Here is a 17,727-nt window from a genome sequence, read left to right as displayed (position 1 = left end):
ACCGGTTCAGGTCGGCGAGTTGTCTAGCAAGCGGGCGGCGAAGAAGCTGGCAATACGCCTCATGCCTTTTTTATCGCCATCAGCAGCAAATACATATGAAATGGATCTAAGCCGCGCGTGACGCGGGCTCTAAGGTAGTACATGTACGTCAGGGTCGTCGGGTTTTGCCGGGGCCGACGTTCTTCAACAGGAAGTGCAGCGTTTGCCGTCATGGATATGCAGGCAAACATCAGGAAATAACAATAAAGGCGGTCAAGCCATGTTCAAACAACCGAAAGTTCGTCAAGCAGGGCTCATTCTTTTCGCCACGACGCTGTTGTTGATTTTGCCCAACCTCACCAAGGTCATCGGCTGACTCAAGCGGCAGGCGCCCGTTATCGCCACATAAAATGTGACTGGCCCGCTATCCGGGCCAGCGTGGCTGTGCCAACCTTTGCGCACTTGCACGACATGGACGGCGATATTTTGAAAACGCTTATGGTGTTCTGGGCCTTGCTGCTGAGCATGCCCTTGTCTGCCGCACAGCTGAATTTGCAGTTGGGCACCACCAGTCGCACCTGGCAGACCGAGGAGTTGCTCAAGCATCCGCAGGTGCAAACCCTGACCATTAAAAATGATGTGTCCTACAAGAAGGACATGACTTATCACGTCGTCCCGGTGGCGGCGCTGCTCACCGGCATCAAACCGGACGATCACTTGCAAGCGGTGGCACTCGATGGATTTGCCGCCGAGCTGGCCGCTGCACCATTGCTCAACACCAAAGGCGCGCGAGCGTGGCTGGCGATCGAGGACCCCGCGCAGCCGTGGCCGCCGCTGTCCGAAGGCAAGCACAGTGCCGGACCGTTCTATCTGGTGTGGACCGACCCGCAGGCCGGCAACATCAGCCCCGAGCAATGGCCGTTCGAAGTGGCGAGCATCAAGCGCATGGCGCCAGTGGCCGAGCGCTTCCCCGCCCTGTTGCCGGATCCTGCGCTGAAAGCCGATGACCCGGTGAATCAGGGTTTTGCGCTGTTTCAGAAAAACTGCCTGGCCTGCCACCGCCTGAACGGCGCGGGCGATGCGCAGTTCGGGCCGGACCTGAACATTCCGTATAACCCGACCGAGTATTTTGGCGCGGACTTCCTCAAGCGCTACATTCGCGATCCGCAGAGTCTGCGCCAGTGGCCACAGGCGAAGATGCCGGGGTTTTCGGTAGAGGTTTTGCCGGAGGGGGATTTGCAGATGCTGGTTGGCTATTTGCAGCACATGGCTGGGCGCAAGGTTAAGCCCTGAACACTATCCCCTTGTAGGAGTGAGCCTGCTCGCGATCGCGGTGTGTCAGACAAAAATGGTCTGACTGACATACCGCGATCGCGAGCAGGCTCACTCCTACAGGGGATATGCGTTATTGCTGTTGCACGGAGATGACTGGCGTCGGCGAGACGAACACTTTCGCGTGCATCTGCTCGCACCCGCCGCCCCGGCGCATGCCACGCACCGGGCAGGCGTCGAGGTAATCGAGGCCCACCGCCAGCTTCAGATGCCGCTCCGGCCGGGCCAGTTCGTTGGTCACGTCGAAGCTGTACCAGGCGTCATCCAGCCACGCTTCGGCCCAGGCATGGCTGGCCAGATGCTCGCAATCCTCACTGTACAGATAGCCCGAGACGTAGCGTGACGGGATCCCCAGGCTGCGCGCGCACGCCAGAAAGGCATGGGTGTGGTCCTGGCACACTCCGGCGCGCCCGGCGAAAGCTTCGGCCGCGCTGGTGTCGACTTCGGTGGAACCCGGTGTGTAGGTCATGTGCTGGTTCAGGCCGTGCATCAAATCAATCAGCGCAGTGCGATCACGGCGCTGCTTGCAGGATTTGTCGGCAAATGCGCGCAACGCCTCGTCGGCCTCGGTCAGGCGGGTGAAGCGCAGGAACGGCAGCGCCGACTGACTTTCATGCTCGGCCTCGCGCAATTCGTCGATGTCGACCTGGCCGCGGGCGCCGATGATGATCGCTTCGTGCGGCTCGTCCATGGTCAGCACATGCAGGATGTTGCCGAACGGATCGAGCTGGGCGCGCACCGGGCGCGGCAGGTCGAGCTGCCAGCTCAACACGTGCTGACGCTCGCTGTCATGCGGGGTCAGGCGCAGATACTGGATGCTCGCCCGCACCTGATCTTCATAGTGATAGGTGGTCTCGTGGCTTATGGAAAGTCTCATGCAGCCTCCAGGTATGAACGGTGAATGGCGTTGCCCAACTGGCGCACCAGCGGGATGAATTCGGTGAGCCAGGCGTGCAGGCCTTCGGCGAGGATTTCGTTGATCCCGGTGTAACGCAGACGCGCATCCATTTCAGCGGCCAGGCGCTGCGCGGGACGACCGTTGGCCCCTGGCAGTTGCGCGAGGATCTGGTCGATTTCCTCGGTGCAGGCACGCAGCGAACGCGGCACGTCGGCGCGCAACAGCAGCAGTTCGGCGACATGCCGGGCACCGGGGGCGTCACGGTAGATCTCGGTGTAGGCCTCGAACGATGACAGGGCCCGCAGCAGCGCACTCCATTGGTAATAGGCGTGAGCGGTGCCGTCACTGACCGCTTCGGCCTGATCGCCGGCCATTTCATAGCGCGCATCGAGCAGTCGCAGCGTGTTGTCCGCGCGCTCGATGAAGGTGCCGAGGCGAATGAAGCGAAACGCATCGTTGCGCATGATGGTGCCGTAGGACGCGCCACGGAACAGGTGCGAGCGCTCCTTGATCCACTCGCAGAAGCGGCTCATGCCGTAGCGGCTGAGGCCCTGCTCGGCGATCCCGCGAATCTCCAGCCACGTGGCGTTGATGTTCTCCCACATGTCCGCCGTGATCCGCCCGCGCACCGCATGCGCACTGGCCCGCGCCGCGCCGAGGCAGCTGTAGATGCTCGCCGGGTTGGCCGCATCGAGGGCGAAAAAGTGCAGCAGGCGTTCGGCGTGCAGCTCGCCGTGACGCTCCAGGTAATCGTCGAGGGTGCCGGTGATCAACAGCGGCATGGCCAGTTCGTGCAGACCGTCGCCGCGACCGTCCTGCGGCATCAGCGACAGCGAATAGCTGACATCGAGCATCCGCGCGAGGTTTTCCGCTCGCTCCAGGTAACGCGACATCCAGTACAGATCCGAGGCAGTTCTACTTAACATGGCAAGCTTCCTTCAATCCTCGACCACCCAGGTGTCCTTGGTTCCGCCGCCCTGGGAGGAGTTCACCACCAAGGAGCCTTCACGCAGAGCAACACGGGTCAAACCGCCGGGTACCACCCGGGTTTCACGTCCGGACAAGACAAACGGACGCAGGTCGATATGGCGCGGCGCAATGCCGTTTTCGACAAAGGTCGGGCAGGTCGACAGCGAGAGCGTCGGCTGCGCGATGTATGCATGGGGCTTGGCTTTGATCCGCTCGCGGAACGCATCGATTTCCGCGGTCGTCGCCGCCGGCCCCACGAGCATTCCGTAACCGCCGGAGCCTTGGGTTTCCTTGACCACCAGATCCGGAAGATTGGCCAGCACGTGGGACAGTTCCGAGGGGTTGCGGCACTGCCAGGTCGGCACGTTTTTCAGGATCGGTTCTTCGTCGAGGTAGAAACGGATCATCTCGGTGACAAACGGGTACACCGATTTGTCGTCCGCCACTCCCGTGCCAATGGCATTGGCCAGCACCACGTTACCGGAGCGGTAAGACGACAGCAGCCCCGGCACACCAAGCATTGAATCCGGGTTGAACGCCAGCGGATCGAGGAACGCGTCGTCGAGCCGACGGTAGATCACGTCCACCGCTTTCGGGCCGTCGGTGGTGCGCATGAAGACTTTGTCGTCACGCACGAACAGGTCCGCGCCTTCGACCAGCTCAACGCCCATTTCCCTGGCGAGAAACGCGTGTTCGAAAAAGGCACTGTTGAAGCGCCCCGGCGTCAGCACCACCACGCTTGGGTCGTCAATCGGGCTGGAGCTTTTCAGGGTGTCGAGCAACAGGTTGGGATAGTGATCGATGGGAGCGATGCGTTGCGCGGCGAACAGCTCCGGGAACAGGCGCATCATCATCTTGCGGTCTTCGAGCATGTAGCTGACGCCGCTCGGCGTGCGCAGGTTGTCTTCGAGCACGTAATACGTGCCGTCGCCATCGCGCACCAGATCGACGCCGGAGATGTGCGAATAGATATCGCGGTGCAGATCCAGACCTTGCATCGCCAACTGGTATTGCTCGTTGGCCAGCACCTGTTCGGCGGGGATGATCCCGGCCTTGATGATGCGCTGCTCGTGATAGAGGTCGGCGAGGAACATGTTCAACGCCTTGACCCGCTGGATGCAGCCGCGCTCGACAATCCGCCACTCACTGGCGGGAATGCTGCGCGGAATGGTGTCGAAAGGAATCAGGCGCTCGGTGCCCTGCTCGTCCCCATAGAGCGTAAAGGTGATGCCGGCCCGGTGGAACAGCAGATCGGCCTCGCGTCGCCGTTGTGCCAGCAACTCGTCAGGCGTGTCGGCCAGCCAGCGGGCGAACTCCCGGTAATGCGGGCGAACCTGGCCGCCGGCATCGTACATTTCATCAAAATAGGTGCGGATCATGCCGTACTCCTTGTCACCCGGACCTACAGGCCTTCGCAAGGCCCGTGCCATCGGCATAAACGCTTTGATTTCAATCGGTTGGATAATCACGTCAGCAGCACCGCACCATTCCTGTGCGGCAAATGCCCCAACCTGATCGCCCCCGCCTCATTGCGACGCAGTGCAGTCGCCTATCACCAGCATAGTCAGAGTTGATTTCACTGCTCGCGCCGGGCTGCGGATAATCGGCGCATCCGCTGGAAACTTCCCCGCTGAAGGCTTCAGCCCAACTGATCCGGACTGCCAGCGCAGTCCCCGCAGGCCGTAACCCTGACCGGTTTCCTCTCCTTATCGGTCTTCCCTTTAGCCACCCTCTGCGGTGGCTTTTTTTTGCCCGGGATTCTTGTTTCAGGGTTTTGCCACGGGCTGTTCGGGGCCAGAAACGACAACGGCCGACCCGAAGGTCAGCCGTTGCTGTTAATCGTTGCGATGAGTCAGTTCAGACGATGGCGGTTGCGCACCTCCTGCTTCACGCCCCAGCCTTCGATGATGCCGCCCAGCGGTTCGACCACGGCAGAGAAACCCTGCTCGAAGTCGCCAATGTCGTCATAGGTTGCGTACATCACTTTGCTCAATTCCAGTGACCAGGCGCCATCGTCGCGCGCACTGACCTGGGCATTGATGGATTCACCGCGAAATTTGCCTGCTGCTCTGCGCGCCCGCTCCTCGTCCGGGAAAATGGCGTAGAACTCGATGGGATGGAATCGGGAAAAATCGAAACCGCCTTCTTTCATGCGGCGCAGTACATTGCTGCTGATGTCTTCTTGATAGGCTGTGCTCATGAATCGTCCCCCTCGGATAGATGGATAGACTTTCCGTATTCCCGCCCCGGGCCTTACAGGCCAAAGCACATCGGCAAACGGGTTGCCGGCGGGAAACAAGCATGTAGCTGACAAGACCAGACCTTAGCGATTCATTCGCTGATCTCGCTTGCAGAGTAGCCCCAAGACAGAGGCGCTGCCAAGGCTTGGTGCGTCGGGTGACAAGAAGAATTTCAGATTGGAGTGATGCTGCGGATTTCGATGCTGTTCTGGGATTTCAGGCTTTTCACCCCGGCATCGGCAGTGCGGCCTTCCAGATCGTTCATATCCAGTTCGGCGGCCACGGGCAGGAGCCGTTCCTTGATCAGGCGTGCGGCCTCGTCATCACTGGGGCATTCCGCGCGTTCGAACACCTCATCGACAATTTCACCATGATCGTCCACGAAAGTGACTTTCCACTTTTGCATCGGTGCCTCCTCGATCAAACCCGCAAATGGGCTTACTACTATCTCGACTTTAGACGCCGAGGGTTGGTTCAAAAGGATTACAGCGCGTGAACATGAAAAAAATGACATCTGATGTTCTGGCAAGCAAAAGTGGGAGCGAGCCAGCTCGCGAAGGCGGTTTATCATTCAACAAATATGTTGGCTGACAGGCCGCTTTCGCGAGCAGGCTCGCTCCCACAGGGGTTTTGCAGTGTTTTTAGTCGTTGCTTGGCTTGTTGATCGCCTGCAGCACGTACTGTGGCAACGCGAACGCACCGATGTGGATTTCCGGGTTGTAGTAGCGGGTGACGATGCCGCTGCCGATGAAGCGCTGTTGCAGGGTTTCACGGCTCAGCTTGCGGTAGGCCGGGTTGGTCGAACCCCAGGCGAAGGTCATCGAACCACCGATGTAGGTCGGCACGGCCGCCTGGTAGAAGTGCCAGTCCGGGAACAGGCTCTTCAGGCGACCAGCGGTGGTTTTGACTTCATCGATCTGCATGAACGGCGTGCCGTTCTGGGTCACGAGGATGCCGCCCTCGTTCAGGCAGCGGTGGCAGGCCTGGTAAAAATTTTCCGAGAACAGCACTTCGCCCGGGCCGATCGGGTCGGTGGAATCGGAGATGATCACGTCGAACTTTTCAGTGGTGGTGGCGACGAAACGCATGCCGTCGTCGATCACCAGATTCAGGCGTGGGTCATCGTAGGCGCCCTTGGAATGGTTCGGCAGAAATTCCTTGCACATGTCGACCACGGTGCCGTCGATCTCGACCATGGTGATGTGCTCGACACCCGCGTGCTTGGTCACTTCGCGCAGCATGCCGCCGTCACCGCCACCGATGATCAGCACGCGCTTGGCGGTGCCGTGGGCGAGGATCGGCACGTGGGTAAGCATCTCGTGGTAGATGAATTCATCGGCTTCGGTGGTCTGGATCACGCCGTCCAGCGCCATCACCCGGCCCATGCGCGGGTTCTGGAAGATCACCAGATGCTGGTGTTCGGTGCGCACTTCGTGCAGCAGTTTTTCCATGCGAAAACGCTGGCCGTAGCCTTCGTAGAGGGTTTCCAGGTATTCGCTGGTCTTGGTGACGGTCATGGTCAAGTGCTCCGATGAATGCGCAGGCGTCGATCGTGGGGACGATTGCCCGGGAAAGGCGCGCATTCTACGTTGCCGAAGATGACAGGTCGAACCTCAGTTCATCGGCCAGCCACAATCCCTTGTAGGAGTGAGCCTGCTCGCGATAGCGCTCTTTCAGTCACAGGCTCAGTGACTGTGGAATAGCTATCGCGAGCAGGCTCACTCCTACAAAGGGTATTGCGGTGTTCTCAGGATCAGATCCGCACGTTGCCGCGTGGCCCGGCGATCGCCCAGATGATCAGGCCCAGCACCGGCAGGAGGATGATCAGCAGGACCCAGAGGATTTTCATCCCGGTCTCGGCGCCGCTTTTCAGCACGTTGATGATGGCCCAGATGTCGAGGGCAAGAATGATCAGGCCGATCAGACCATTGAACGTGGAACCCATGGTGTCGCTCCAGAATAGTGGCATGCACTTTTAGGATAGACGGTCGCGCGCAGGGTTCCCTTTTATTGCGCTCAGACGTGAACGGCGACCTTCAGGGCTTCCAGCGACGGCGCAGCAGCGATGCCGACCTGGGCGCACAATTCCAGCACCCGTGGCACGTCGTTGCCGTAGACCAGCACCACTTGCAGCTCGTCGTCGAGCAACTGGCTGAAGTTCATCAGCGTGTAACCGCCGTTTTCCTTGTTCAGGCTGCTCATCTGCACCTGGATGCGGTTGAGTGCAGTCAGCACTTCGGTCTTGGCCAGTTGTTTTGGCTTGAGGTTGAAATCGATGCCCGGGCCGAACGAGGCAACGATCTGCGCGAACAGGTCAACGTAGGTATCCGCCTGGAACAGCACGGTCTCCGGCAGGCTGCCGACCACGACCCACTCGCCCAGCGGAATCGGGAACGTATCGTCGTAGTTGATATCGGGGTTGGCCGTGAGGAAAGCCTCGGCATCGGCGTAGGCCTGTGCGGCTTCGTCGGCCACGTTCAGGATCTCGTCCTCGCCCATGCAGCCTGAGCTGATTTTGCTGATGAGTTCGACGAGTGCGGCTTTCATGAGGGCGGATCCTGTGGGAGGTGAAATTTTGGCCGCGAAGGATAACGCATTCTTCAGCACACCCGACACCTGCAGTGAAAGCACACCTGTGGCAAGGGGGCTTGCCCCCGTTGGGATGCGCAGCAGCCCTGAAAAATGCCGGCGCTAGGCACCGGAACGGGGGCAAGCCCCCTCGCCACAGAGGTATCGCCAAATTCAGGCCAGGAGTTTTTCCAGCTGCGCCGTGGTATCGACCGCGCCCATGGTGCGGGCTGCGTCCAGCGCGGTGATGCCGTTGGCGTCCTTGGCCTTCGGATCAGCGCCTTTGCTGATCAGGTAATCGACGATTTCGACGCGGTTGAACATCGCCGCCATCATCAGCGCCGTACGGCCATCGAAGGACGAACCTTCGATCTCGGCGCCCGCCTCGACCAGCGCCTTGACCACCGCCAGGTCACCTTTGAACGCCGCGCCGGCAATCGGGCTCTGGCCGTTGCCGTTGCGCATTTCCGGATCGGCCTTGTGCTTGAGCAGCACCTGCACCGCATCGACGTGACCGTAGTAACTGGCGAGCATCAGCAGCGTGTCGCCCTTGCTGTTCTTCAGGTTCACCGGCAAACCGGCCGTGACCAGGCGATCGAGCATCTCGGCATCACCGTCGCGTGCCTTGTTGAAAACCTGCTCGGTGAATTCGGCAGCTTCTTCAGGGGTCATCTGGCGGCTTTGGTCAGACATGGGGCAACTCCACTTTCGGTTAATCGCAAAGCCGACAGTTTCCCGAGCGCGACGATAGCTGTCACCCCCTTTTTCTCAAGTCACGTCATAGCCAATATCAATAACGGTGCTTGCCCTGATCAATATCCGCTAATACCTGATCCGTCACTTGCACGTAAGTCTGGGTGCCGGGCAGCCACGCGTAGATCGGGTCATCGCCCGTCTGACCGGGGTCGAAGCCTTCGTTTTTCAGACGGGTCTTCTGGTATTTGAAAGTCCCGGTGGTTTCCATTTTCACCTTGACCCGCAAAAACAGCGGCACCGCATAGGCCGGCATGCGCTGACGGGCGAACGCCAGCAGCTCGGCGAAATCCAGGGTCGCCAGGGACTCGGCCGGGGTGATCGCGGCCATCCCGGCGCGACCGTTGGTGTTGCGCACTTCGACGCCGTAGGCGACTGCCTCTGAGATGTGCGGATGCTGCAGCAGGAGGTTTTCCACTTCAGTGGTCGAGACGTTTTCGCCCTTCCAGCGATAGGTATCGCCGAGGCGGTCGACGAACTGTGCATGGCCGAAACCGATATTGCGCAGCAGGTCGCCGGTGTTGAAAAAGCGGTCGCCCTTGCTGAACACGTCGTGCAGCACCACTTTGGCGGTTTTCTGCGGGTCGGTGTAGCCGTCCAGCGGGGCTTTCTCGTCGATCCGCGCCAGCAGCAAGCCCTGCTCGCCCTTGCCGACCTTGCGCATGAAGCCGTCGGCGCTGCGCAATGGCTCACCGCTATCGTGGTCGTAGGCCACCAGCTCCCAGGCCATCAACGAGAAACCGATGGTGTTGTCGAAGTTGAGGATGTTGCTGAAGCCGATGTTGCCGTCGCTTGCCGCGTACAGCTCGCAGATATGCTCGACGGCAAAGCGGGTCTTGAACTCCGCCCAGGCACCGGGACGCAAGCCGTTGCCGATCATCTTGCGCACCTCGTGGCGGCTGTCGTCGACGCTGGGCGGTTGATCGACCAGATAGCGACACAATTCGCCAACATAGCCGAGGGTGGTCGCACGATAGCGACGCACGTCACTCCAGAACTGGCTGGCGCTGAACTTGCGGCGGATCGCAAATCCGGAGGCACCGTTGATCGCCGAGCCCCAGCACACGCAGAGCCCGGTGGCGTGGTACAGCGGCAAGGTGCAATAGACGACGTCGTCGGGGGTCATGTTCAGGGCGATCATGCCGAAGCTGGCCGAGCTGCGCATCCAGCGGCCGTGCTTGAACACCCCGGCCTTGGGCAGGCCGGTAGTGCCAGAGGTGTAGATGTAAAAGCACGGATCGTCGAAGAACACTTCACTGCTGCTGGGCGGGTTGTCAGAACAGGCATCGGCACTGGCGCTGATCAGGTTGACGTAGCCTTCAGGCGCAATGCCCGGGTGGCTGTAGGTGTCGCGGTCGGCGATAAACCAGGTGCGCTGCGCCGCGATCGACACTTGCTCACGGATCGCGGCAAACGCCGACTGCAGTTCCTCGCCGAGCACAATCGCCACCGGCGCCACCAGATTCACGCTGTGGATCAGCGTGTCGCGGGTCTGCGAGGTGTTGAGCAGCGCGCTGACCGCGCCGAGCTTGGCCAGCGCCAGAATGGTCACCAGCAGTTCCGGGCGGTTTTCGATGAACACCGCGACCACATCACCCTTGCCGATGCCCTGCGCACTCAGATAGTGGGCGATGCGATTGGCCCACTGGTTGACCTGCGCATAGGTCAGCAGGACATCGCCCTGCAATAACGCCAGGCCTTCAGGATTGCGCAGGGTCGCTTGTTCGAATGTCCAGCCAAGGCCACATGCCTGGGTCGGGTCCTTGACGTTGGCCACCTTCATGCCCTTGACCACTCGCGGGAGGGCCTTGGCGATCATCGGCAGTTTGCGGAGCATCATGCCCCAGGTAATCGTGTCGCTTGGCGCGTGACTCATGGAGGCTCCCCGGTCGACCTCGGTGGCCGTTTTTTTATTGTTCGGGCTGTGGGCTGACCTGCGTCGTGAGCAAAGGTCGAGACCGAAAATACGTCAGCGCTTCGCGGCCGTACACGCGGTTTTTGCAATGTTTTGTATCCGCAAACGCGCGGATGACGGCGGGGATCATGGAGCGGTGAATAGGTTCCATCGTGTCAGCGACAATCCCGCAAAATGCAGGATGCACGATGGCCATTCATGCAGATTGCACGACCATTGCAAATTTCATTACTTATAAGCTATTGATTTATATCGGTTTATTATTTTAAGAATACTGGCACAATCGCTGCAACCTCCTCTGCATGCTTGCCATTCAAGTGCATACGGAGCTGATAGACATGAGCCTGATCCAAGAAAAATTTACCTCGCTGTTCTCCAACTTCAACGTCACCACTGCGCCACGTCCCGATGGCGGGATCCTGCTGACCCTGCGCAGCAGCGAAGGCAAAGTGTTCAAGCGCGCCCTGACGTACCAGCAAATGCACAACGCCGACCAACTGTCGTGGGCGATCAGCGCGATTCGTCGTGACCTGGCAGAAGAAGCCAGCGAACTGCCGCAGATTGCAATGTTGCAAAGCCAGCAACGCTTTGCGCTGCCGACGTATCACTCGCTGTAAGGTTTAAATCGCTTTAAACAAAACAGGCCGTGGAGCTTTCGCTTCACGGCCTGTTTACATTTGCGGTTGTCACCCCCCCTGTGGGTTCTCTAGAACGCTTCCGGTTCGATACCGGTGAAAGTGTCGACGGTGACATGGCCTCCCAGCTCCCCGCCTTCACGCGCCAGGCCGCAGGTCTGCAGGCCGGCCGCTTGAGCGGCGTCAAGTTCTTCGACGATGTCCGAGAGGAACAGGAGTTCACCCGCTTCAACGCCAATGGCTTGCTGGATGTTCGTGTACGACTGCGCCTCACGCTTGGGCCCCGACGTGGTGTCGAAATACCCGCTGAACAGCGGCGTCAAATCCCCCGCCTCCGAGCAACCGAAGATCAGCTTCTGCGCCTGGATCGAACCCGACGAATACACAAACAGTTGATAACCCGCCGCATGCCAGCGTCGCAGTGCGTCTACCGCGTCCGGGTAAACATGCCCCTTCAACTGCCCGGCGTGATAACCCTGCGCCCAGACCATGCCCTGCAAGGCTTTGAGCGGCGTGGCTTTGCGGTCTTCCTCGATCCAGCTCAAGAGAATTTCTACAACCCGCTCAACATCGGCCTGCGGCGCATTGCTGTCACGGCGCACGGCGTCGAGTTGCTCGGCCACATCGGCGCGTTCGGCGTTCTGCCGAACAAAATCCGGCAGGTGTTTGGCCGCGTACGGAAACAGCACATCAAAAACGAAACTCACCGCGCTGGTGGTGCCTTCGATGTCAGTGACGATGGCTTTGATCGACATCGAATCAGTCCTCCAGACGCGGGAAACGGCCGGCGATGTCTTCGCCGGTGAAATTGGCAACCCAGCCTTCCGGGTTGTTGAACAGACGAATCGCCACGAAGTGCGGATGCTCACCCATGTCGAACCAGTGTTTGGTGCCGGCCGGCACCGAGATCAAATCGTTCTTCTCGCAGAGTACGGCGTAGACGTAATCATCGATGTGCAGGGTAAACAACCCACGACCAGCGACGAAAAATCTGACTTCGTCTTCGCCATGGCGGTGCTCTTCAAGGAACCTGGCGCGCAGTTCGGCCTTTTGCGGGTGATCGCTGTTGAGGCTGATCACGTCGACGGTGATGTAGCCGCGCTCGGTCATGAGCTTGTCGATCTGCTGCTGATAAGCGCTGATCACTTCTTCCTGGGTGGCTCCGGGCTGGATCTTCGCCGCCGCTTGCCAGCGGTCAAAGCGCACGCCCTGCTCGGCGAGCGTCGAGGCAATGTCTTCGAAATGGGTCAGCACCTTGTTCGGAATGTCAGGGCTGGAGACGTGATAAACGGACAGGCTGCTCATGGGCAATTCCTCGGTATCGGCCTTGCCGTCCGGTTCTTGCAGACCGGTCGGGCAGTGCATTTCATCAGGCGAATGGGCTGCTTCTGGTGAAGTCAGCCTTGGCGGTTCATGACGCTGCGGGTTTTCAACTCGCATTCAAACAGGAATTCGAAGGCCTCGATCTGCCGCAGGGCGTCGCTCATCTGCGCGCCCCAGGTATAGAGGCCGTGGCCGCGAATCAGATAACCGACGCAATCGGGATGGGCGTCGAGCCAAGGCTGCACCTTGGTGGCGAGGCGCGCAATGTCCTGATCGTTGTCGAAGATCGGCACGCGCACCCGGGATTCGTGGGTCGAGATGCCGCTGAAGGCTTTTTGCAGTTCGTAATCTTCGAACTCGATGAAGTCTTCAGGCGTCAGGCGCGACAGCACCGTGGCGTTCACCGAGTGGGTGTGCAGCACCGCGCCGATCTCTGGGCGCCAGCTGTAGAGCTGGGTGTGCAGCAGGGTTTCGGCGGACGGTTTTTTCCCCGGTTCCAGGCTGTTGCCGGACAAGTCGGTGGCGAGCACGTCGTCCAGACCCAACTGGCCCTTGTGCTTGCCGGACACGGTCAGCAGCGCTTCGCTGGCCGACAGGCGTGTCGAATAATTGCTGCTGGTGGCCGGCGACCAGCCGCGACCATAAAGAAAACGCCCGGCGTCGACGATTTGCTGGGCAAGCTGTTCACGCGTAAGGCTCATGGCCTGTCCTCTTGCATACGTGTGGCAATGATAACGGCAGCAGCGAGCGCCGCGAGACTGGCAATACTAAAGGTCAATGTCGCGCCGAGGGCATTCCAGCTGTAACCGGAATACAACGCCCCCATCGCACCACCGGTGCCGGCCAGCGCGGCGTACAGCGCCTGGCCCTGGCCTTGCTGGCGTGCGCCGAAACTACGTTGCACGAACGCGATGGCAGCCGCATGAAAGCTGCCGAAGGTCGCCGCGTGCAGCACCTGCGCGAACAACAGCACCCACAGGAATTCGGCGAACGAACCTAGCAGCAACCAGCGCAGCGCCGCCAGCAGAAAACTCGCCATCAACACCCGGCGCAGGGAAAACCGCGCGAGAATCCGGCTCATGAACATAAACATCAGCACTTCGGCAACCACGCCCACGGCCCAGAGCATGCCGATCACGCCACGGCTGTAACCGAGTCGTTCAAGGTGCAGGGTCAGAAAGGTGTAATACGGGCCGTGGCTCATCTGCATCAGCGCGACGCAGCCGTAAAACGCCAGCACACCCGGGCTGCGCAGTTGTTTGAGGAAGCCCTCCCCGCTCGGTCGATTACCTTGCGGTGGTTGCGCATTCGGCACCCACAAGCTGCTGAGAACGATGCCGGCCATGATCAGCACCAGCGCCGCCGGATAGATATCGAGGCTCAGCCATTCGAACAATCGGCCCAGGGCGACCACGGTGATGATGAAACCGATCGATCCCCACAGGCGGATCTGGCTGTAACGCGAGGTCTGCCCCTGCAAATGCGCCAAGGTGATGACTTCAAACTGCGGCAGGACGGCGTGCCAGAAGAATGCGTGCAAAGCCATGACCATCGCCAGCCAGGCGTAAGTCTTGCTGACGAAGATCAGCGAAAAGGTCAGCAGCGTGCACACCGCGCCGAAGCGCACGATGGCCAGGCGTTTGCCGGTGTAGTCGCCGAGCCAGCCCCAGATGTTCGGCGCCACGCAGCGCATCAGCATCGGGATCGCCACCAGTTCGCCGATGCGCGCGGCGCTGAACCCGAGGTGATCGAAGTACAGCGCCAGAAACGGCGCTGTCGAACCGAGCAAGGCGAAATAGAACAGATAAAAACTGGACAGCCGCCAGTACGGGAGCGCCGCCACGGGGGTTATGCCGCAGCGGCTTTGAGATCACCCATCAAAGCTGACCCAGCACCGGGGTGCTGACGCGCACGTCGGCGTTCTGCCCACGGTGGCGCAGCAAGTGGTCCATCAGCACGATGGCCATCATCGCTTCGGCGATCGGCGTGGCGCGGATACCGACGCACGGGTCATGACGGCCCTTGGTGATCACGTCCACCGGGTTGCCGTGGATGTCGATCGAACGGCCCGGGGTGGTGATGCTCGATGTTGGCTTGAGCGCCAGATGGGCGACGATCGGCTGACCCGAGGAAATGCCACCAAGAATGCCGCCAGCATTGTTGCTGAGGAAACCTTGCGGGGTCAGTTCATCGCGGTGCTCGGTGCCGCGCTGCGCAACGCAGGCGAAACCAGCGCCGATTTCCACGCCTTTGACCGCGTTGATGCTCATCAGCGCATGCGCGAGTTCAGCGTCGAGACGGTCGAAAATCGGCTCGCCGAGGCCCGGCATCACGCCTTCGGCGACGACAGTGATCTTCGCCCCCACCGAATCCTGATCGCGGCGCAACTGGTCCATGTAGGCTTCCAGCTCCGGCACCTTGTCCGGGTCCGGGCTGAAGAAGGCATTTTCTTCAACCGAATCCCAGGTCTTGAACGGGATTTCGATCGGGCCGAGCTGGCTCATGTAGCCGCGAACGACGATGCCCTGAGTGGCGAGGAATTTCTTCGCGATCGCACCGGCCGCCACACGCATGGCGGTTTCCCGCGCCGAACTGCGACCGCCACCACGGTAATCGCGCTCGCCGTATTTGTGGTGGTAGGTGTAGTCGGCGTGGGCCGGGCGGAACAGGTCCTTGATCGCCGAGTAGTCCTTGGACTTCTGGTCAGTGTTGCGGATCAGCAGGCCGATGGAGCAACCGGTGGTGCGGCCTTCGAACACGCCGGAAAGGATTTCGACTTCGTCGGCTTCCTGGCGCTGGGTGGTGTGGCGGCTGGGGCCCGGCTTGCGGCGATCGAGGTCGCGCTGCAGGTCTTCAAGAGAGATCTCCAGGCCCGGCGGGCAGCCGTCGACAATGGCGACCAACGCCGGACCATGGCTTTCGCCAGCGGTGGTGACAGTGAACAACTTGCCGTAGGTATTGCCGGACATGCAGGACGCTCCGTGAAATCAAACCCGAATTCGTGATGCGCGCCAGTATACGCAGGCTAACCGAGTAGTTCATCCTCGAACCTTAGTGGTGTTGGTGAGTCCAACCGGCACCTTGGCGAATGATGGCGTGATGATGCTGCGAGTTCTGATCTTGAGTCTTACCCTGTTTACCGGCTTTGCCCACGCGACTGTCCTGCAGCGCCCGATCTCCCTGGACACCGGCAACGGTGAACTTTTCGGCTCGCTGTTGCTGCCAAAATCCGACAACCCGGTGCCGGTTGTACTGATCATTTCGGGCTCGGGTCCTACGGATCGTGACGGCAACAACCCCGATGGCGGGCGCAACGACAGCCTCAAGCGGCTGGCCTGGGTGCTGGCCAAACACAACATCGCCAGCGTGCGCTACGACAAGCGCGGTGTAGCCGCGAGCCTGGCCGCCACACCCGACGAGCGCAATCTGTCAGTGGAGGCCTACGTCAACGATGCCGTGGCCTGGGGCCAGAAGCTGAAAAGTGATCCGCGTTTCGGCCCGCTGATTGTGCTCGGTCACAGCGAAGGTGCACTGATTGCCACCCTCGCCGCCTCGCGCACCGACGCTGCTGCGCTGATTTCGCTGTCCGGCAGCGCCCGGCCGGTCGATCAGGTGATTCGCGAGCAACTGGCGCGCAGCCTGCCGCCACCGTTGATGCTGCGCAGCAACGAACTGCTCGACAGCCTCAAGGCCGGCCACACCGATGCCAACGTGCCGGCGCCGCTGCAGCCGATCTTCCGCCCGAGTGTGCAGCCGTACATGATCTCGCTGTTCCGCCAGGATCCGGCCAAGGCCTTTGCGCAGTTGAAGATGCCGGCACTGATCGTTCAAGGCAGCAACGACATGCAGGTCGGCGTTGGCGATGCACAGGCACTGAAAGCCGCCAAACCCGACGCCGAACTGGTGGTGATCGAAGGCATGAACCACGTCATGCGCATCGTCCCCGCCGATGTGAAGCGGCAATTGGCCTCCTACAAGGACCCGAATTTGCCACTGGCAGCGGAACTGGGCGGCAAACTCATCGAGTTTATTGACGGACTTCGCACCCGTTAAACGGTGTTTGCCCTCTAGTCCTGCAAAAAACGGCCGATAAGCCTTTGTCGCCAGCGTACCGGCTGGCGACAAGCAGGGCTTGGACAGGATCTCGCCGTTATGACTGATACCCCGACTTCACCCGACACCACCGCTGAAAAAGACGCACCGCCAGCGGTCGAGCTGCCGTGGGCGGACGTCCACGTCGAGCACCACAAGATGCTCCGCCTGGCCCCGCTGCAGACTGACCGGCACACCGGTGGCCGGCCGTTGCGCTTTGTCGAATTCGGCTACGCCGAGCGCAACAGCAAAGAACACAGCCTGATGCGCATGGCGATCAAACTCCCCGGCCAGCGCGTGCGCAAAGAGCAGAACCAGCTCGACGTGTGGGTCAATCACACCACCAAGCGTGTGCATTTCGGCCCCGACAGCGGCTTGCAGATCGAACCGCTGAACCGTGGCATCGGTCGCTTCGTGGCCGCACAAGGCATCAACTGGGCGAAGAAACGCTGGCCCGCCTACACCGTCGACGGCATGGACCTGAGCAACAAGGACGCGCTGAATGAAGACACCCGTCTGCGTCGCGATCACTTCTTGCGTGTGCATGGTTTTGATGTGGTGTACGCCGATGCCCAGCATTTGAAGGGCAGCGTCAAAGAGGTGCAGGTCGGTGACTTGCTGGGCGACTGGAACAGCGAAAAACTGCAGATCGTCGAGATTCTCGAAGCGGCGCAAATGCTGCAGCAGGCCGAGCAGAACCTGGCCGAGCAGGAAGTGAAGCTGAAGAAGCAGGAAGATAAAGTCAGCAAGTTCAAGCGTGAAGACGCTGGTTTGCGCTTCACCATTACCTGTCTGGTGGCGTTTGCGGTGTTTCAGGCGGGGTTGTTGATCTGGATTGCCACGCACCGCTGATGGCTTGAAACCGCGTCGCGGCCATTCGCGAGCAAGCTCGCTCCCACCTTGGAATGCATTTCCCTGTGCTTGATCGTTCCCACGCTCCGCGTGGGAATGCAGCCCGGTACGCTCCGCGTCCCAACAGCGGACGCAGAGCGTCCATTGAGGCATTCCCACGCAGAGCGTGGG

19 protein-coding genes are annotated in these 17,727 nt (G+C 60.5%); 4 read left to right on the top strand and 15 right to left on the bottom strand.

Features of this window, described 5'->3' with window-relative positions; translation table 11 throughout:
- The first annotated feature begins 450 nt into the window (after positions 1-450).
- The gene (locus PseAD21_RS24755) at positions 451-1,272 is read left to right on the top strand and encodes a cytochrome c (protein ID WP_102358417.1); all 822 of its coding nucleotides are present in this window, start codon (positions 451-453) and stop codon (positions 1,270-1,272) included.
- Positions 1,273-1,384: 112 nt separating this feature from the next.
- On the opposite strand, the gene PseAD21_RS24745 is transcribed toward PseAD21_RS24755, so the two are convergent.
- The 10 genes from PseAD21_RS24745 to PseAD21_RS24695 form a co-directional block, all read right to left on the bottom strand.
- A complete protein-coding gene (locus tag PseAD21_RS24745) occupies positions 1,385-2,188 on the bottom strand; it encodes a transglutaminase family protein (RefSeq protein WP_102358416.1) in 804 nt (267 codons plus the stop codon).
- Complete coding sequence (locus PseAD21_RS24740; protein WP_102358415.1) at positions 2,185-3,135, bottom strand: alpha-E domain-containing protein; 951 nt, start codon at positions 3,133-3,135, stop codon at positions 2,185-2,187. The genes PseAD21_RS24745 and PseAD21_RS24740 overlap by 4 nt, the downstream gene beginning before the upstream one ends.
- A gap of 12 nt (positions 3,136-3,147) precedes the next feature.
- On the bottom strand, positions 3,148-4,557 hold the full coding sequence (locus PseAD21_RS24735) for a circularly permuted type 2 ATP-grasp protein (protein ID WP_102358414.1): 1,410 nt from the start codon (positions 4,555-4,557) through the stop codon (positions 3,148-3,150).
- A 473-nt stretch (positions 4,558-5,030) separates the two neighbouring features.
- Complete coding sequence (locus PseAD21_RS24730; protein ID WP_007960698.1) at positions 5,031-5,378, bottom strand: ribonuclease E inhibitor RraB; 348 nt, start codon at positions 5,376-5,378, stop codon at positions 5,031-5,033.
- Positions 5,379-5,590: 212 nt separating this feature from the next.
- Positions 5,591-5,824, bottom strand: a complete 234-nt coding sequence (locus PseAD21_RS24725; RefSeq protein ID WP_025113344.1) for a hypothetical protein — start codon at positions 5,822-5,824, stop codon at positions 5,591-5,593.
- Positions 5,825-6,059: 235 nt separating this feature from the next.
- On the bottom strand, positions 6,060-6,935 hold the full coding sequence (gene speE, locus PseAD21_RS24720) for a polyamine aminopropyltransferase (RefSeq protein WP_102358413.1): 876 nt from the start codon (positions 6,933-6,935) through the stop codon (positions 6,060-6,062).
- A gap of 236 nt (positions 6,936-7,171) precedes the next feature.
- Positions 7,172-7,363: a PLDc N-terminal domain-containing protein gene (locus PseAD21_RS24715; protein ID WP_003223221.1), complete on the bottom strand. Its 192-nt coding sequence runs from the start codon at positions 7,361-7,363 to the stop codon at positions 7,172-7,174.
- Positions 7,364-7,434: 71 nt separating this feature from the next.
- On the bottom strand, positions 7,435-7,965 hold the full coding sequence (locus PseAD21_RS24710) for a hypothetical protein (protein ID WP_102358412.1): 531 nt from the start codon (positions 7,963-7,965) through the stop codon (positions 7,435-7,437).
- Between the two features lie 195 nt (positions 7,966-8,160).
- The gene (locus PseAD21_RS24700) at positions 8,161-8,679 is read right to left on the bottom strand and encodes an ankyrin repeat domain-containing protein (protein WP_102358410.1); all 519 of its coding nucleotides are present in this window, start codon (positions 8,677-8,679) and stop codon (positions 8,161-8,163) included.
- A 97-nt stretch (positions 8,680-8,776) separates the two neighbouring features.
- A complete protein-coding gene (locus tag PseAD21_RS24695) occupies positions 8,777-10,615 on the bottom strand; it encodes a long-chain-acyl-CoA synthetase (protein ID WP_102358409.1) in 1,839 nt (612 codons plus the stop codon).
- A gap of 377 nt (positions 10,616-10,992) precedes the next feature.
- Here PseAD21_RS24695 and PseAD21_RS24690 point away from each other — a divergent pair, with 377 nt between their 5' ends.
- On the top strand, positions 10,993-11,271 hold the full coding sequence (locus PseAD21_RS24690) for a DUF3509 domain-containing protein (protein ID WP_027613327.1): 279 nt from the start codon (positions 10,993-10,995) through the stop codon (positions 11,269-11,271).
- Positions 11,272-11,360: 89 nt separating this feature from the next.
- Here PseAD21_RS24690 and mtnC read toward each other — a convergent pair whose 3' ends face one another.
- From mtnC to aroC, 5 genes are all read right to left on the bottom strand, one after another.
- Positions 11,361-12,044, bottom strand: a complete 684-nt coding sequence (mtnC, locus tag PseAD21_RS24685) for an acireductone synthase (RefSeq protein WP_102358408.1) — start codon at positions 12,042-12,044, stop codon at positions 11,361-11,363.
- Between the two features lie 4 nt (positions 12,045-12,048).
- Complete coding sequence (locus PseAD21_RS24680) at positions 12,049-12,594, bottom strand: acireductone dioxygenase (RefSeq protein WP_102358432.1); 546 nt, start codon at positions 12,592-12,594, stop codon at positions 12,049-12,051.
- Between the two features lie 92 nt (positions 12,595-12,686).
- On the bottom strand, positions 12,687-13,313 hold the full coding sequence (locus PseAD21_RS24675) for a methylthioribulose 1-phosphate dehydratase (protein ID WP_102358407.1): 627 nt from the start codon (positions 13,311-13,313) through the stop codon (positions 12,687-12,689).
- Entirely contained in the window at positions 13,310-14,455 is a 1,146-nt protein-coding gene (locus PseAD21_RS24670; protein WP_102358406.1) for an MFS transporter, read from the bottom strand. Before PseAD21_RS24670 ends, PseAD21_RS24675 begins: the two co-directional genes overlap by 4 nt.
- Before the next feature lie 34 nt (positions 14,456-14,489).
- Positions 14,490-15,581 (bottom strand): chorismate synthase, encoded by a 1,092-nt coding sequence (gene aroC, locus PseAD21_RS24665; protein ID WP_102358405.1) that lies wholly within the window; start codon positions 15,579-15,581, stop codon positions 14,490-14,492.
- A gap of 130 nt (positions 15,582-15,711) precedes the next feature.
- On the opposite strand from aroC, the gene PseAD21_RS24660 reads away from it, so the two are divergent.
- Both PseAD21_RS24660 and PseAD21_RS24655 read left to right on the top strand, forming a co-directional pair.
- Positions 15,712-16,665: an alpha/beta hydrolase gene (locus PseAD21_RS24660; RefSeq protein WP_102358431.1), complete on the top strand. Its 954-nt coding sequence runs from the start codon at positions 15,712-15,714 to the stop codon at positions 16,663-16,665.
- Positions 16,666-16,764: 99 nt separating this feature from the next.
- Positions 16,765-17,556, top strand: a complete 792-nt coding sequence (locus PseAD21_RS24655; protein ID WP_025113356.1) for a hypothetical protein — start codon at positions 16,765-16,767, stop codon at positions 17,554-17,556.
- Positions 17,557-17,727: the final 171 nt, after the last annotated feature.

The organism is Pseudomonas sp. AD21, assembly GCF_002878485.1.
Lineage (GTDB): Bacteria > Pseudomonadota > Gammaproteobacteria > Pseudomonadales > Pseudomonadaceae > Aquipseudomonas.
This window is presented reverse-complemented; position numbering and strand designations above follow the sequence as displayed.

Coding starts and splice junctions, on each gene's coding strand:
- aroC (WP_102358405.1), bottom strand. CDS start 15,581: ATGTCCGGCAATACCTACGGCAAGTTGTTCACTGTCACCACCGCTGGC.
- PseAD21_RS24690 (WP_027613327.1), top strand. CDS start 10,993: ATGAGCCTGATCCAAGAAAAATTTACCTCGCTGTTCTCCAACTTCAAC.
- speE (WP_102358413.1), bottom strand. CDS start 6,935: ATGACCGTCACCAAGACCAGCGAATACCTGGAAACCCTCTACGAAGGC.
- PseAD21_RS24680 (WP_102358432.1), bottom strand. CDS start 12,594: ATGAGCAGCCTGTCCGTTTATCACGTCTCCAGCCCTGACATTCCGAAC.
- PseAD21_RS24695 (WP_102358409.1), bottom strand. CDS start 10,615: ATGAGTCACGCGCCAAGCGACACGATTACCTGGGGCATGATGCTCCGC.
- PseAD21_RS24675 (WP_102358407.1), bottom strand. CDS start 13,313: ATGAGCCTTACGCGTGAACAGCTTGCCCAGCAAATCGTCGACGCCGGG.
- PseAD21_RS24740 (WP_102358415.1), bottom strand. CDS start 3,135: ATGTTAAGTAGAACTGCCTCGGATCTGTACTGGATGTCGCGTTACCTG.
- PseAD21_RS24725 (WP_025113344.1), bottom strand. CDS start 5,824: ATGCAAAAGTGGAAAGTCACTTTCGTGGACGATCATGGTGAAATTGTC.
- PseAD21_RS24735 (WP_102358414.1), bottom strand. CDS start 4,557: ATGATCCGCACCTATTTTGATGAAATGTACGATGCCGGCGGCCAGGTT.
- PseAD21_RS24745 (WP_102358416.1), bottom strand. CDS start 2,188: ATGAGACTTTCCATAAGCCACGAGACCACCTATCACTATGAAGATCAG.
- mtnC (WP_102358408.1), bottom strand. CDS start 12,044: ATGTCGATCAAAGCCATCGTCACTGACATCGAAGGCACCACCAGCGCG.
- PseAD21_RS24715 (WP_003223221.1), bottom strand. CDS start 7,363: ATGGGTTCCACGTTCAATGGTCTGATCGGCCTGATCATTCTTGCCCTC.
- PseAD21_RS24730 (WP_007960698.1), bottom strand. CDS start 5,378: ATGAGCACAGCCTATCAAGAAGACATCAGCAGCAATGTACTGCGCCGC.
- PseAD21_RS24655 (WP_025113356.1), top strand. CDS start 16,765: ATGACTGATACCCCGACTTCACCCGACACCACCGCTGAAAAAGACGCA.
- PseAD21_RS24755 (WP_102358417.1), top strand. CDS start 451: ATGGACGGCGATATTTTGAAAACGCTTATGGTGTTCTGGGCCTTGCTG.
- PseAD21_RS24700 (WP_102358410.1), bottom strand. CDS start 8,679: ATGTCTGACCAAAGCCGCCAGATGACCCCTGAAGAAGCTGCCGAATTC.
- PseAD21_RS24660 (WP_102358431.1), top strand. CDS start 15,712: ATGATGCTGCGAGTTCTGATCTTGAGTCTTACCCTGTTTACCGGCTTT.
- PseAD21_RS24710 (WP_102358412.1), bottom strand. CDS start 7,965: ATGAAAGCCGCACTCGTCGAACTCATCAGCAAAATCAGCTCAGGCTGC.